The organism is Microbulbifer variabilis (assembly GCF_052468405.1).
The window spans coordinates 154,887-169,005 of the sequence record NZ_CP174343.1 but is presented as its reverse complement, the minus strand read 5'-3'; the positions used below and the strand labels follow the sequence as shown (position 1 = coordinate 169,005).

Genomic DNA, 14,119 nt, shown 5'->3' with positions numbered 1-14,119 from the left:
GAAAGTTATCGCAATAGCAGCAGAGGCTGGCGGGTCTTGAGTAGCATCTTCGCTGTGATACTGCCCATCAACAAATCACGCAGACGATTGTGACTGAACGCCCCCATCACAGTGAGGTCAATCTGGTGCTCCTCCTGATAGGTGATCAAGGCCTCAACTGTATTACCCTCCAGATTACTGGCCGTTACTGCGAGGCCGGCCTTGTCCAATTCGGCACTGGCCTCAGCTAATAGCTTTTCCGCCACTTGCGCCGGTCCTACATTTACCAGGTGGCAGGACAGGTCGCGGAACAGCGGGCTACCAGCTATCAGGCCCAGGGCCTTGCACGCCGCCTCACTACCGTCATAGGCAAGCATAATCCTCTGCGGCTGCTGAAATTCCCGATTAACCACCAGTATCGGTTTGTGCAGGGAGCGGACTACAGTTTCCAACTGTGCGCCCAGCCCCTGCTCTGACTCGCCGTGCTCCTCACCGCGAATACCGAGTACCAGAACACGAATGCAGTCTTCCAGCTCCACCACAGATTCTGTCAGGGTGTCGTGGCGCTGGCAGGTAATGACCTGTCCAACGCCGGCATCCTCAGCGCGATTTCGTGCCGCCTGCAGCATGAGCTTGCCCTGCTTCACCAGCAATTGCGCACGCTGTTGCTCAAGCGCCGTCAGTTCTTCCAGCAGCTCTTCCTGGCTGCCTAAGCCGATACTGCCGGTAAAATCGGTGACCGCAGGTACACTACTGCGCTCAATGTTATGCAACAGCTTTAGCGGTGCGTCCAGCTTGGCAGCCAGCCAAGCGGAGTAATCACAGACGGCGCCGGTGTATTGGGAACCATCAATACAGGAAAGTACCACTGGTAAAGACCCACCATTATGTGTCTCTTTATTGTTATTTTCGCTGCTGCTTACGGCCATCAATGTCCTCCAAGAACCCGCTCAATTTCCTCGGGCTTATCGTGTACGCCGAACCGGTCGACGATGGTTTCACTAGCTTCGTTCAACCCTACCAGCTCCACTTCTGCACCCTCACGACGGAACTTGAGCACCACCTTGTCCAGCGCATTTACTCCGGAAATATCCCAGAAATGCGCGCGATTGAGATCGATCACTACAGTATCCACCACTTCCTTAAAATCGAAAGAGGCCATGAACTTATCGGCGGAGTTGAAGAAGACCTGTCCAATGACCTTGTAGGTTCGGCGGCTCTGAGCTTCTTCGAGAGAGCTGCTCACGTACATAAAGTGGCTAACCTTATTGGCAAAGAACAGCGAGGCCAGTAACACACCAACAAATACACCATAGGCCAGGTTATGGGTCCACACTACCACAACCACAGTAGCCAACATCACCAAATTTGTGGAGAGCGGGTAGCGTTTCAGGTTGCGGATAGAACTCCAGTCAAAAGTACCTATGGAAACCATAATCATGACCGCAACTAGTGCTGCCATAGGAATTACCGCAACCCAGTCACTGAGAAACACCACCAGGGTCAGCAGGCCAACGCCAGCTACCAGAGTTGAGAGCCGACCTCGGCCACCGGACTTCACATTGATGACAGACTGGCCAATCATGGCGCAACCGGCCATCCCCCCCAGGGAGCCGGCCGCGATATTGGCGATCCCCTGACCTTTACACTCGCGGTTCTTATCACTCGGAGTATCGGTCAAGTCGTCCACAATCGTTGCTGTCATCAGGGATTCCAGCAGACCTACCACTGCCAGACCAGCGGAGTAGGGGAAAATAATCTGTAGGGTTTCGAAATTCAGCGGAACCTCGGGCCAGAGGAAAATAGGCAGGGTATCCGGCAACTCGCCCATATCCCCCACGGTACGGATATCCATCCCCATGGTGACAGCCACTGCCGTCAGCAACAGGATACATACCAGCGGTGAAGGCACAGCTTTACCAATCACCGGGACATAGGGGAATAGGTAAATGACCCCCAGACCCGCAGCTGTCATGGCATAGACCTCCCAGGTACCACCAATCAACTCGGGCATTTGCGCCAGGAAGATAAGGATCGCCAGGGCATTCACAAACCCCGTGACCACCGCCCGTGAAACAAAGCTCATCAAACTACCCAGCTTCAGATAGCCAGCGATGATCTGCAACACCCCGGTGAGCAATGTGGCTGCGAGCAGATATTGCAGTCCGTGCTCCTTCACCAGGGTCACCATCAGAAGGGCCATTGCGCCGGTAGCGGCGGAAATCATCCCCGGCCGACCGCCCACAAAGGCAATGACCACAGCAATACAGAAAGAGGCGTAGAGGCCAACTCGGGGATCAACTCCCGCGATAATCGAGAAAGCGATGGCTTCGGGAATCAGTGCCAGGGCCACTACCAGGCCGGCGAGTACGTCGCGACGTATATTGCCGAACCAGTCGGCTTTGGTCGAAGAGAGCAGCGATGGAAGGAACATAAACGCAAATAAATTTGAATTGATCAAAAAAAGGCCGCGCACTCTACCACAAACCGCCGTCCCCCCGCATGACAACCACTCTCGTGAAACCGCAAGCAAAGTTCGGTATCCGCCCCTCTTCCGGCGGAAATATGCAGCTTACAGTGCCCGGTCCATCTCCCGGACAGGGCGGACAGCGGACACTTTTAGCGGACACCCCTGTGATTGTGCAGATCCCCATAAAAGAAAAATATCAATAAATATCAGTAAGTTACAGACATAAAAAAGTTGGCACAGCGTTTGCGTAGTAGCTCACAGAGCAGATTTTTTTGGTTTGCATCCGAAACAGAAATGCACTGCATCCAAATTACAAAGCAGAAGCAATCGCACAGAGAAGTGGAAAGCAACAATGATTAGAGATACTTCCAGGCAAGATACACAAATCGAAGCCCTACCGCTTTGGAAAAACCCCAAAGCCTATAAGGCTGCCGCCTTGCTTGGCCTCACCATCGCATTTTTGATCTGGGGTGTTAATGCCTGGCATAGGACCGGCTCAGTAGATAACACCCTGTCCTTATCCCGTATCAATATTGCCCAGGTTGAGCGCGGTGACCTGATTCGAGACTTGGTGGTTCAGGGCAAAGTGGTCGCAGCCAACAGCCCCACACTTTATAGCCCTGCGCAGGGCATCGTTAAGTTTGCGGTAAAAGCCGGAGATACTGTGAAAGCTGGGCAAGTCCTCGCCTCGGTTGACAGCCCTGAGCTATCCAACCAACTCGCCCAGGAGGAAGCTCAACTCAATAAACTGTCCGTAGAATTGCAACGGCAGAAAATACAGGCCAAGCGCCAGCAGTTGGAAAACCAGCAAAAGGCCGATCTCGCCCGGGTAAACCTCACCGCCGCCAAACGGGAGTTAAAACGGGCTGAGCTTTCCAAGGAGAAGCAGATTATTTCCCTGCTCGACTTTGAAAAGAGCAAGGACGATATGGCCCGAGCACAACTGGAGTATGAGCAGGCTGTACAAAACGCCGAGCTGGAAAAAGAGTCCCTGAGCTTTGATACCCAAACCCTTCATTTACAAGTGTCCCAGCAGAAGTTGCAGGTAGAGGAACTCGAGCGCCGCGTGCGGGAATTAGAAATCCTCTCCCCTGTCAGCGGCACCATCGGCAGTCTCGCCGTATCCCAGCGCAGCGCCGTTGCCGCTAACGCCCCCTTGATCACCGTAGTTGACCTCACCAGTTTTGAGCTTGAGGCGGCAGTGCCAGAGAACTACGCCGACGACCTCGGCTTGAATATGGCCGTGGCCGTCAACCTAGGGGGGCGTGAACTACCCGGTGAAATCACTGCGATATCCCCCGAAGTCATCGACAACCAAGTCATCGCCCGAGTGCGCTTTAGCGAGGGACAACCCCAAAACTTGCGCCAAAACCTGCGCCTCACCGCCCGCGTGCTACTGGAGAATCGCAATGATGTGCTGCTGGTGAAACGTGGTGGTTTCCTGGATCAGAGCGGCGGCCGCTTTGCATTCCGCCTCAACGATCAACAACAGGCAGAGCGCGTTGCCATTCAAATTGGCGCGCTGGGACTGAAACAAGTGGAAATCATTTCCGGCCTGCAAGAGGGAGATCAAATCATTATCTCCGCCTCCGAAGAATTGGAGAGGGCACAGCTAGTTGCCCTGAAAGAATAAACCGAGCGAGACATTCAACACGCGCAAGCTACACCCACTCAGTTTCCGCGATTTATCAACGATTTAAAAATTCAGTGACAAACAAGGAACATCGCCATGCTTAAGATGCATAACGTCCGCAAGAGTTTCCGCACAGACACTATTGAAACCCACGCCCTGCGTGACTTCAGCCTAGAAGTCAAGGAGGGGGAATTTGTCTCTGTCACCGGCCCCAGTGGCTCCGGAAAAACGACCTTTCTGAATATCGCAGGGTTATTGGAAACCCCAACCGGCGGCCAGTACCTGCTGGATGGCGAGGATGTAAGTAACCTGAACGATCGCCAGCGCTCCCGCCTGCGTAATGAAAAGATCGGGTTTATTTTCCAAGGGTTTAACCTGATCCCGGATCTAAGCTTGTTCGACAATATTGATGTCCCTCTTCGCTACCGTGGATTCAGCGCTAAAGAACGCCGCAAGCGTATTGAGAAAGTACTGGAGCAAGTGGGCTTGTCCGCCCGCGCAAAACACTTGCCTGCACAGCTTTCCGGCGGACAGCAACAACGTATTGCTATTGCCCGGGCCCTGGCAGGGGAGCCACGTTTCCTGCTCGCAGATGAGCCCACTGGAAACCTCGACTCCCTAATGGCACGCCAAGTAATGGAGCTACTGGAATTTATCAATGAGTGGGGAACTACCATCGTAATGGTTACCCATGATCCGGAGCTGGCCCGTCGTGCGCACCGCAATATCCAGATCGTGGATGGGCAAGTGTGCGACCTGCGCCCGGTCACAGAGCAACCCGAAGCCGCTACTGCTTAAGGAGTCTGCAGTAATGATTGGATACTATATTTCCCTGGCACTGCGAAGCCTGCGTCGTACACCGACATTAAGTGCGCTGATGGTCGCTGCTATCGCGGTGGGTGTGGGTGCCTCCATGACAGTACTCACCCTCAACTACATGATGTCGCAGAACGCGCTAGAGCATAAAGACGATGTTCTTTTTGCCGTTCAACTCGATAGCTGGGATGTTAATGAAGCCGCAAATACCACCAATGAAATTCCCTGGCAGTTGACTTATAGAGATGCCCAAGCCCTACTGCGCTCTGATATCCCCACCCATCAGGTGGCCATGCACCGCTATGGTTTTACCGTGGAACTGGAAGAGTCAGCAATCCGGCCTTATACCGCTGACATCCGCGTAACCACCCGTGATTTCTTTAACCTATTCGATATCCCTTTTATATATGGAGGCACCTGGGAGAAGACTGCCGACAGCTCACCCATGCAAGTGGTGATACTCTCCAAGGCCACCAATGAAAAGTTATTCTCTGGAGAAGACAGCGTTGGTGAAACCGTCATATTAAATAGCCAACCTTTTACCGTCATTGGCGTTATTGATACCTGGGAACCCTCACCCAAAGTTTACGATGTCAATAATGGTTCCTTTACGAAAGTTGAATCCCTTTTCGTGCCTTTTGGTCTTCACCGCAAGCTGGAAATTTACAGCTGGGGGAATACCAATGGCTGGGATAGTGGAGAGGGCGAAGGTTATGAGGGTTTCCTACAAAGTGAGAGCGTCTGGATTCAGTACTGGGTGGAACTCACTAATAAAGAACAAAAAACCGAGTACGAAAACTTTCTAACCGCATATATTCAAGGGCAGAAGGACCAAGGGCGCTTCGAGCGACCATTGAAATTTGCCCTGAGTAAACCTTCCGAATGGCTGGTTCTCAACGAAGTCCTCAGCGATGACAATCGCGTATTGGGCTGGGTATCCCTGGCTTTTCTGTTAGTTTGCGTTATCAACGCAGTAGCTCTATTACTCGCCAAGTTTCTCCGCAAAGCGCCTGAAGCGGGTGTGCGTCGGGCACTTGGAGCCAGCCGCAATGCCATTTTCACGCAGCACCTCATTGAAAGTTCAACCATCGGTATTCTCGGTGGGATAGCCGGTATTTTACTTGCTTTTATGGGGATCAGTGGAATCCGTTATTTAGCTATGGGACAACTGGATACGGTCGCGAGGATGGATTGGGTGATGGTGATCGCAGCCATCGGTCTCGCGCTAATCGCAAGCCTGCTGGCAGGGCTTTACCCAGCTTGGCGTATCAGTCGCACTAACCCTTCCATTTACCTGAAAACCCAGTAAGGACGAGTCATGCTTGAATTAAAACCCATGTTATCCGCCCTCTGGCGTAACAAAGTGCCTGCCCTACTGATCGCTCTTCAACTTGCATTGACACTGGCAATCATCAGCAACACGGTTGTGATCGTAAAAGATCGTATTGCAAAGATAGAAAGGCCCACCGGTATTGCCGTAGAGGAGATCATTGCCATCAACGTAATGGCAATTCCCAATAACTACGACATGATTGGAGCCGTATCTTCTGATTTGGAGTTACTGCGAAAACTGCCTTTCGTCAAAGATGCAACCATTACCAACCAAGTCCCCTTATCGCGGTCTGGCTCCGCGGGCACTTTTTACACTCAACCTAATCAGGAGGTCGGCGGCGAGGTCTCTAACAGATACAACACCGACCCAAACTTTATCAATACCCTAGGTTTAAAATTAGTGGCGGGGCGAAATTTTACCAATGCTGAAATGCAATATTTTGATCCAAGTGAAATTCGGGATATCAATGTCGCAGTTATTACCCAGCAGTTCGCCGATAAAATTTACCCAGATCAAGATCCTATTGGAAAACCCCTCTATGATGGCAACACTTCCCATCCTATAGAAATTATTGGTGTTATCGAACGGCATCTGGGCGCCTGGGTGGACTGGTCAAAAGCAGGTAATGTGGCCTTTTTCCCCATTGTCAGAAATACTCAGGACGTCAATTATTTAGTACGCGCCGAACCAGGCAAGCGCGATGATGTGTTAAAAACCTTGGTAGATAAACTGTCTGAAAGGGACCCTCAAAGAGTCATTAAAACCAGAGTGCTCTCAGAGTATGTCGCTCGCAGTTATGCAGGCGATAACTTAATGGTCAAAGTGTTATCTATTGTTGCGGCCACACTCAGCTTTATCGTAGCGCTGGGGATCGTCGGGCTGACAATCTTCTGGATTAACCAACGCGCCAAACAAATAGGTGTTAGACGGGCACTAGGGGCTAGCCGCAGCAATATCAGCCGCTATTTCCTGATTGAAAACAGTCTGATTGCCGTTACCGGTATCGCCCTGGGCAGTGCCGCAGCCCTAATCGTTAATCAGTATATGGTACGCGATTACTCTCAGCCGGTATTAACCCTACTACCTCTCCTTATCTGTGCTCTATTGGTATTGGTTGTTAGTCTCGCTGCTGCACTAGCGCCAGCACTGCGTGCAGCCAATATCTCCCCGGCTACCGCCACGCGCAGTGTATAAAATCAAATTGAAACTGGTGGTCGGGCTTTTTTCGCTGACCGCCAGTTTGGTGAAAAGTAAGATAGTAAATAAAAAGGGAGAATTTATTATGCGAAATTATTTGATGGCTCTAGGTTTTACTGCCATATCAATTTTCATACCCACAGCAATTGCCGAGCAACATCCCGTCGTTGCCGGCCCTCAAGCTACGGAGAAATTAGAAAAGGAAATCACCGTTGTGGACTCACAACTTTTTGATGCTGTTTTCAACAGCTGCGACATTAAAAAACTGGGTCAACTCGTCACCGATGATTTTGAAATGTACCATGATAAGTGGGGGAAAACTGCAAGCTCAGCACAAGAGTTTCTCAATGGTATTAGCAGTATGTGTGAACGTCAAAAATCCGGCAGTGACATTAAAGCGCGCCGCGAACTCATTAACGATAGTGTTAGAGTTTTCCCAATGAACAACTACGGGGCCATTCAAAGCGGTACACATAAATTTTATGGCATAAATGCTGATAACAGCGAAGTATTACGCGAGAGTGGACAGTTCACCCACCTCTGGAAAAAAGAGGATGGGCAGTGGAAGCTCGCCAGAGTATTGAGTTTTGATCACCAACCTGCCAGCAATGGTCATTAGCCTCTGACACTAACGTTCAAACCTACGGCCTGGATTTAAACACCAGCGGCAGCAGTTCCCCCTAACCACTCACTCATTGCATAATGGCCAGCTTACAAGCTGGCTCTTGGTCCTATGGATAAAATACTCATTATTGACGATAACAGCGGTATCGTCTCGGCCCTGGAAATACTGTTGTCATTACATGACTTGCAGCCCCTCTGTGCCATTACTCCCCAGGCAGGTCTGCAATTATTACGAGAGAACCGGGATATCAGCCTGGTGATCCAGGATATGAACTTCACTGCGGACACCACCTCTGGTGAAGAGGGGCGCGAACTGTTTTTTGCTATTCGCGAAATCAATCCGGATCTGCCCATTATCCTCTTGACCGCCTGGACGCAATTGGAAATGGCGGTGGAGCTGGTCCGCGCTGGAGCGGCCGATTACCTGGGCAAACCCTGGGACGATAACAAGCTGATCTCCACGATTGTCAACTTACTAGAGCTGGGCGAGCTACAAAAACGCCAGCGTGCGTCACAACAACAGGCAATGAATGCCCGCAGCGAACTGCGAGAAAAGTTTGACCTACGAGATATTATTTACCGTAGCGATAATATGCAAAAGCTTTTGGAAATGGCCACCCAGGTAGCCAAGTCCGATGTACCTGTGCTGATCACAGGCCCCAACGGGGCGGGTAAAGAAAAAATAGCCGATATTGTTCAAGCTAACTCACTACTCCGTGATGGCCCCTTTATCAAAGTGAATGTCGGAGCACTGCCGGAGGAGCTGATGGAAGCGGAGCTCTTTGGCGCGGAGCCCGGAGCCTACACCGGAGCAGGAAATAAGGCCCGTGAAGGTCGTTTTGAGGCGGCCGATGGAGGCACCCTGTTTCTCGACGAGATCGGCGAACTCTCTGCCAGTGGCCAGGTAAAACTGCTACGTGTGCTGCAAACCGGAGAATTCCAGCGTCTTGGCAGCAGTCAAACGCGGAAGGTTAAAGTACGGGTAATCAGCGCTACCAACAGTGACCTGCCCAAGTCCATCACTGAGGGCAACTTCCGCCAGGACTTATACTACCGCCTGAATGTGATCGAGCTGCGTCTACCTCCTCTTTGTGAACGCCCCGAGGATATAGCACCTCTGGCAATAAGCTTTTTAGGTGAAAACAGTAACCCCAAAAAACTTTCCCCACAGGCACTGACCGCAATGACCCGCTACCAGTGGCCAGGCAATGTACGCGAATTACAGAATGTGATGCAGCGTGCATCAGTCCTGTGCCAGGAGGACACCATTGATGAGGCGGTGCTGGCCTTGCCCGAACAGCCTGTAACTGAAAAAGTTGATGTGAGTTTTGAGCCTAGTAGGGAGCTACTACAGCAAACCCTAGCCAGCTGCAATGGTATTATTGCCCAGGCTGCAAGAGAGCTGGGTATGAGCCGTCAAGCGCTGTATCGTCGCTTGGAAAAACATGGTATTTCCTATTGATGTCCAAACATTTTTCCCTGGAGGGGCGCATCGTTGCCACAGCCACTCTGGCATTGATTATAGGTACAGCTATCCCGTGGCTTTGTATTTATATAGGCCTGGATCCACGCTTATCGTGGGCTACGGGGCTGTTCCTCGGGATTATTATTATCCTGGGGCTGATGCGTCAGGTTCTCACTCCCCTAACGACCACCCTTAAATCCTTACAGGGGGGGCTACTTAATTTTCGCGATGGTGATTTTTCGATCTCTCTGGTCCCTCCCAGGGATATAGAGCTCCGCCAGATTACAAATTTATACAACGAAATCGGTGAGCACCTGCGACGTGAGCGCGCGCATATTTATCAGCGCGAATTGCTCCTCGATACTGTGATCCAAAGCTCACCGCAAGCGCTGTTACTTGTCGATCAAAGCAATCACATCATTTATTCCAACAGCAGTGCCAAAAAACTACTTAATGCCGGCAGGCCCATCCAGGGCCTGCTTTTACAGAAACTACTCCCCAATAGCCCAGGGGAGATCGCAAATGCTATTAATAATTGGGAAAACGGGCTTTTTAACTACACCGATACAAATGGAACTCACTCCATGCACATCGGTAATAGTACATTTGTACTCAATGCGCAAAAGCACCGCTTGATTGTTTTGCGTGAGATGACAAGAGAGTTAACCCGCGCTGAAGTAGAAGTTTGGAAAAAAGTCATTCGCCTAATCAGCCATGAGCTCAATAATTCTTTGGCCCCCATATCCTCACTGGCGCACTCAGGCAAAATGCTTATCGCCAAGCCGGATAAAGCTGCGGCGCTGGAAAAAGTTTTTGATATCATCGCCGACCGCTGCAAACACCTGACGGAATTTACCCAGGGCTATGCCAGTTTCGCGAAGCTGCCCGCCCCCAGTTGCGAAACTGTGGATTGGCAGACACTTATCGAACGTATTGCCCCCTTGCAGGAATTCACCTTGTCGGGGGATTTACCAGAGCGCCAGGGGTATTTTGACCCAGTACAAATCGAGCAAGCCCTACTGAACCTGATCAAAAACTCCCACGAGGCCGGTTCCAGTAATGAAGATATTAAAATTACCATCAGCACTGATGGCCTAGGACAAAAACTCGTAATTGCGGATCGCGGCTGCGGCATGAGTGAAAAAGTTCTACAACAGGCACTACTTCCATTTTTTTCTACCAAAGAACAGGGGGTGGGCCTTGGCTTAGCGCTGTGCAGAGAAATTGTCGATGCCCACGGAGGACACATTCAACTGCTAAACCGTCCTGAGGGAGGATTACAAATTACCTTATGGCTGCCCTGGGCTAAAGAATCTCACTAGCGAGGAACTTGCCCAAAAAGCAAACCATCAAATGGTTATCTGCTCAAATAGCAAGTTATACAATAAATTAAGTGTCATTCAGACCTATAGCAGCTTTGGCTAAACAAGGCGGCCCCCTATTTATGGGAGCAAAAAACTTTAACAAAAATTTCTTTTATACAACTACCTAAAGCAACCCTATCCAAAAAAATCACGGCAGATTAAATAGTGCTCCTCCAGCGGCTAATTTAGTGCGAAGCCTGATTTCAGCTGACCAGGGAACAGACAGGTGTATTGAACCCTTAAATGACAATAAGATTGATTCTTACTTCTCTTTTTTTCTGTAAAAAGTGTTAATCCCAGCAAAAACCTCTCGTCCAGCTACTCTGAATTTTTGAAGCCCTAACCAATTAATTTGGACACTTTTCTAGCATGGACCGGAAACAGACTATCTCCCGTAGAAAATTCCTCAAAATCTCCAGCTGCTCACTAGCGATATTACCGGCGGCAGTTATTGTCACAGATCGCACTAACGCACAGATCAAGGCAAAAAAAGAAGCCGTGAATTATCAGGACACACCAAATAATGGCAAGAAGTGCGTTGACTGCCAGCTTTTCCAGCCGCCTAATGCCTGCATCGTGGTCGAAGGAGAAATCAGTCCTGAGGGGTGGTGCAGCCTGTTTGTCCTCAAACAGGGTGATGCCACCTCGGACTAGGCTGGCACCCTTTGCTCACCACGCAGCTTACTCACATCCGCACGTGGGGGGAGGCCAAACATGCGGCTGTACTCACGGCTAAAATGTGAAGGACTTTCATAGCCCACCCTATAGCTGGCGGAAGCTGCCTCCAGGCCCTCAGTGAGCATCAAGCGGCGGGCTTCATGTAAGCGCAATTTCTTTTGAAACTGCAGGGGCGACATGCGGGTGATTTGCTTGAAGCTGTGATACAGCGATGACTCGCTCATATTCGCCTGCTCTGCCAAGTCACTAATGCGTAGCGGCTCCGAGTAGCGGTCCTTCAATACTTCAATGACTCTGGATACCCGATTTGCCTGACTGTCTGCCATAGCAAACTTGCGCATACGGGCACCGATTTCACCCATTAAGGCGCGATAGATAATCTCCCGTCGCGCCAGGGGGGCCAATATCTGAGCATCCACAGGAGTTTCCAACAGGTGTACCAGCCGGCTCAATGCATCCAGCATTCCCTGATCCATCTGCGTCACACAAAGGCCACAACTCACTTCAGGGCAGTCATACCCCGCCTCCACTCCCGGGGCCTTATCTCCCAGCTCCAATACCAGGTCAGCTACTTCTTTGGGATCTATCGTTAACTTCACACCGAGGAAAGGGGTGTCCTCCGAAGCACGCTCTACTCGCCCAAGAATGGGAAGGTGTACTGAAGTCGCCACATAGCTGAGAGGCATATAGGAAATTTCCCTGTCTCCCAACTCCAGAGTTTTACTTCCCTGAATAATAAAATTGAGAGATGGCGCATATACAGAGGAGGCACAAGCTACCGGCTCGTTACAACGGATTAGGGCCAAACCATCCAAGTAGGTTTCTATTAGCCCCTGCTCGGGTGCCAGTCGCTGGAGTGTCCCGGCCAACTTCTTGCGAGTAGGTTCCAGCAAAGAAGTTGGAGACTGTTGATTCACACTGCCATCGGTTCTCATACGTTCCCCTTTCGACCGCATCCCAGCGGGCTACATCAATCTAGGTGGCTCACAGTATACGGAGTTTTAGGCAATCTCCCGACTCTTTTGCAGGAATGGGCAATTACCGTGCAGTAATAGATAACCGCAGACTAATCATACCTCTCAAATCACGGTAAAATCTCATTCAATTTGACAAACAACTAGTTATATATCCAGTTCCAATTACTCCCCCTATACGGCACTCATTTCTACATCACTTTCCCCCTTAAGCAGGAATAGGCAATCAATCCATAGTTACCGGATACCCTCATCATCTTGCTCATCATTAAAGTTGCAGCCCTAGTAGGAGAGGAGCCATTCAGCACCTCCCTCTTCCGTAGCAAAGGGAGTACACGCGTTATGGTCAAGAAATTAACAGTCACTTTACTCGGTCTGTCCGCACTGGTTCTGTCCGGTTGTGGCACCAGCGAGCCTGCGGGACAACAGCCGCCGCCACCTGCGGTTGAAGTTGCAAAAGTCGGCTCTGAGCCTACCACCCTGTGGCGCAGTTTTACCGGGCGAGTTGTAGCGCCCGAAACCGTGGAATTACGTCCCCGCGTGAGTGGCTATATCGACCAGGTTTCCTTTGCCGAAGGTGCCCTAGTAAAACGTGGCGATGTCCTGTTCACCATCGACCAACGCCCCTATAAAGCCCGTCTTCGTGCTGCTGAGGCCGATTTACAGCGAGTGCGCAGCCAGCTGTCCTTCAGTGAAAAACAGGCCGGCCGCGCCCAGCAGCTACTGGACAGCAAAGCGATCTCCCGCGAGGAATACGACCGTCGCATCGCCTCAAGGGACGCGGAACGCGCAGCCCTAAGCGCCGCAGAAGCAGCAGTGGAAAACGCCCGACTCGACCTCCAGTACACTCAGGTCAAGGCTCCAATTAGTGGTCAGGTAAGTCGCGCCCTAGTCACTAAAGGTAATCTCGCTAATGCCGATGCCACCTTGCTGACCACTCTGGTCTCTGTAGACCCCATGTACGTCTACTTCGAAAGCGATGAACAGACTTTCGCCGAGAGCCGCCGCCTGCTCAGGGCCGATTCTGCGCCTCCAGTACATATCGGCCTCTCCGGTGAAAACGGCTACCCCCATAAGGGCAAGCTGGACTTTATCGATAATCGCCTCAATAGCCACACAGGCACCATCCAGTTCCGGGCAGTGGTTTCCAATACCGAAGGTACTTTTAAGCCCGGACAGTTCGCCCGTGTGGAGATGCCCATTGAAGAAATGGATCAAGCAGTACTAATCGATAGCAAGGCCGTACTTACCGATCAGGACCGCCGCTACGTCTATGTGGTCACTCAAGAGAACCTGACAGAACGTCGCCCAATTCAAGTAGGGCCACGCCAGGGTGAGCGCACGGTAATTCGCAGTGGCCTGCAAGTTGGCGAACGAATTGTGGTCAACGGCCTACAGAAAATTTTCTTCCCCGGTATGCCCGTGGTGCCTGAAATGGTTGCCCAGCAAGTGCGGGGTGGTGGCGCCCAGGCAGCGGGCCACTGAGACAACGGGTAGAAGGCAGCCCTACTATGGCCAGCATCCACTCTGGAAGAGTTATATCAATGGAATTCGAGCGTTTATATTGCCGCTCACGGGGTAGCAGT

At 51.2% G+C, this 14,119-nt stretch carries 12 protein-coding genes; 9 read left to right on the top strand and 3 right to left on the bottom strand.

The genetic code is table 11. From position 1 onward, the window contains the following. Positions 1–5: 5 nt before the first annotated feature. Positions 6–908 carry a universal stress protein gene (locus tag ACJJJB_RS01070; protein ID WP_020411995.1) on the bottom strand — a complete coding sequence of 301 codons (903 nt, stop codon included), beginning with the start codon at positions 906–908 and terminating at the stop codon, positions 6–8. After that, complete coding sequence (locus ACJJJB_RS01065) at positions 908–2,413, bottom strand: SulP family inorganic anion transporter (RefSeq protein ID WP_040628253.1); 1,506 nt, start codon at positions 2,411–2,413, stop codon at positions 908–910. Before ACJJJB_RS01065 ends, ACJJJB_RS01070 begins: the two co-directional genes overlap by 1 nt. A gap of 388 nt (positions 2,414–2,801) precedes the next feature. On the opposite strand from ACJJJB_RS01065, the gene ACJJJB_RS01060 reads away from it, so the two are divergent. The 8 genes from ACJJJB_RS01060 to ACJJJB_RS01025 all read left to right on the top strand — a co-directional run bounded on the left by ACJJJB_RS01060 (position 2,802) and on the right by ACJJJB_RS01025 (position 11,535). Continuing rightward, positions 2,802–4,082 carry an efflux RND transporter periplasmic adaptor subunit gene (locus ACJJJB_RS01060; protein WP_020411993.1) on the top strand — a complete coding sequence of 427 codons (1,281 nt, stop codon included), beginning with the start codon at positions 2,802–2,804 and terminating at the stop codon, positions 4,080–4,082. Positions 4,083–4,178: 96 nt separating this feature from the next. Continuing rightward, entirely contained in the window at positions 4,179–4,880 is a 702-nt protein-coding gene (locus ACJJJB_RS01055; RefSeq protein ID WP_020411992.1) for an ABC transporter ATP-binding protein, read from the top strand. A gap of 13 nt (positions 4,881–4,893) precedes the next feature. Beyond that, positions 4,894–6,207, top strand: a complete 1,314-nt coding sequence (locus ACJJJB_RS01050) for an ABC transporter permease (protein WP_282951609.1) — start codon at positions 4,894–4,896, stop codon at positions 6,205–6,207. Between the two features lie 9 nt (positions 6,208–6,216). After that, complete coding sequence (locus ACJJJB_RS01045) at positions 6,217–7,425, top strand: FtsX-like permease family protein (RefSeq protein ID WP_020411990.1); 1,209 nt, start codon at positions 6,217–6,219, stop codon at positions 7,423–7,425. 16 nt (positions 7,426–7,441) lie between these two features. Beyond that, a complete protein-coding gene (locus ACJJJB_RS01040; protein ID WP_445366253.1) occupies positions 7,442–8,047 on the top strand; it encodes a nuclear transport factor 2 family protein in 606 nt (201 codons plus the stop codon). Between the two features lie 114 nt (positions 8,048–8,161). Further along, positions 8,162–9,514, top strand: coding sequence for a sigma-54-dependent transcriptional regulator (locus ACJJJB_RS01035; RefSeq protein WP_445365535.1), 1,353 nt, complete (start codon positions 8,162–8,164; stop codon positions 9,512–9,514). Beyond that, positions 9,514–10,839: a sensor histidine kinase gene (locus ACJJJB_RS01030; protein WP_445365534.1), complete on the top strand. Its 1,326-nt coding sequence runs from the start codon at positions 9,514–9,516 to the stop codon at positions 10,837–10,839. The genes ACJJJB_RS01035 and ACJJJB_RS01030 overlap by 1 nt, the downstream gene beginning before the upstream one ends. Positions 10,840–11,250: 411 nt before the next feature. Beyond that, on the top strand, positions 11,251–11,535 hold the full coding sequence (locus ACJJJB_RS01025; protein ID WP_020411986.1) for a high-potential iron-sulfur protein: 285 nt from the start codon (positions 11,251–11,253) through the stop codon (positions 11,533–11,535). Here the strand turns inward: ACJJJB_RS01025 and ACJJJB_RS01020 are convergent. After that, complete coding sequence (locus ACJJJB_RS01020) at positions 11,532–12,494, bottom strand: AraC family transcriptional regulator (protein ID WP_020411985.1); 963 nt, start codon at positions 12,492–12,494, stop codon at positions 11,532–11,534. The genes ACJJJB_RS01025 and ACJJJB_RS01020 overlap by 4 nt on opposite strands. A 381-nt stretch (positions 12,495–12,875) precedes the next feature. Here ACJJJB_RS01020 and ACJJJB_RS01015 point away from each other — a divergent pair, with 381 nt between their 5' ends. Beyond that, the gene (locus ACJJJB_RS01015) at positions 12,876–14,018 is read left to right on the top strand and encodes an efflux RND transporter periplasmic adaptor subunit (protein WP_445365533.1); all 1,143 of its coding nucleotides are present in this window, start codon (positions 12,876–12,878) and stop codon (positions 14,016–14,018) included. Positions 14,019–14,119: the final 101 nt, after the last annotated feature.

What these genes read in the sequence shown, in the direction of transcription:
- ACJJJB_RS01070 (WP_020411995.1), bottom strand. Translation starts at nt 908, where the DNA reads ATGGCCGTAAGCAGCAGCGAAAATAACAATAAAGAGACACATAATGGT.
- ACJJJB_RS01065 (WP_040628253.1), bottom strand. Translation starts at nt 2,413, where the DNA reads ATGTTCCTTCCATCGCTGCTCTCTTCGACCAAAGCCGACTGGTTCGGC.
- ACJJJB_RS01060 (WP_020411993.1), top strand. Translation starts at nt 2,802, where the DNA reads ATGATTAGAGATACTTCCAGGCAAGATACACAAATCGAAGCCCTACCG.
- ACJJJB_RS01055 (WP_020411992.1), top strand. Translation starts at nt 4,179, where the DNA reads ATGCTTAAGATGCATAACGTCCGCAAGAGTTTCCGCACAGACACTATT.
- ACJJJB_RS01050 (WP_282951609.1), top strand. Translation starts at nt 4,894, where the DNA reads ATGATTGGATACTATATTTCCCTGGCACTGCGAAGCCTGCGTCGTACA.
- ACJJJB_RS01045 (WP_020411990.1), top strand. Translation starts at nt 6,217, where the DNA reads ATGCTTGAATTAAAACCCATGTTATCCGCCCTCTGGCGTAACAAAGTG.
- ACJJJB_RS01035 (WP_445365535.1), top strand. Translation starts at nt 8,162, where the DNA reads ATGGATAAAATACTCATTATTGACGATAACAGCGGTATCGTCTCGGCC.
- ACJJJB_RS01030 (WP_445365534.1), top strand. Translation starts at nt 9,514, where the DNA reads ATGTCCAAACATTTTTCCCTGGAGGGGCGCATCGTTGCCACAGCCACT.
- ACJJJB_RS01025 (WP_020411986.1), top strand. Translation starts at nt 11,251, where the DNA reads ATGGACCGGAAACAGACTATCTCCCGTAGAAAATTCCTCAAAATCTCC.
- ACJJJB_RS01020 (WP_020411985.1), bottom strand. Translation starts at nt 12,494, where the DNA reads ATGAGAACCGATGGCAGTGTGAATCAACAGTCTCCAACTTCTTTGCTG.
- ACJJJB_RS01015 (WP_445365533.1), top strand. Translation starts at nt 12,876, where the DNA reads ATGGTCAAGAAATTAACAGTCACTTTACTCGGTCTGTCCGCACTGGTT.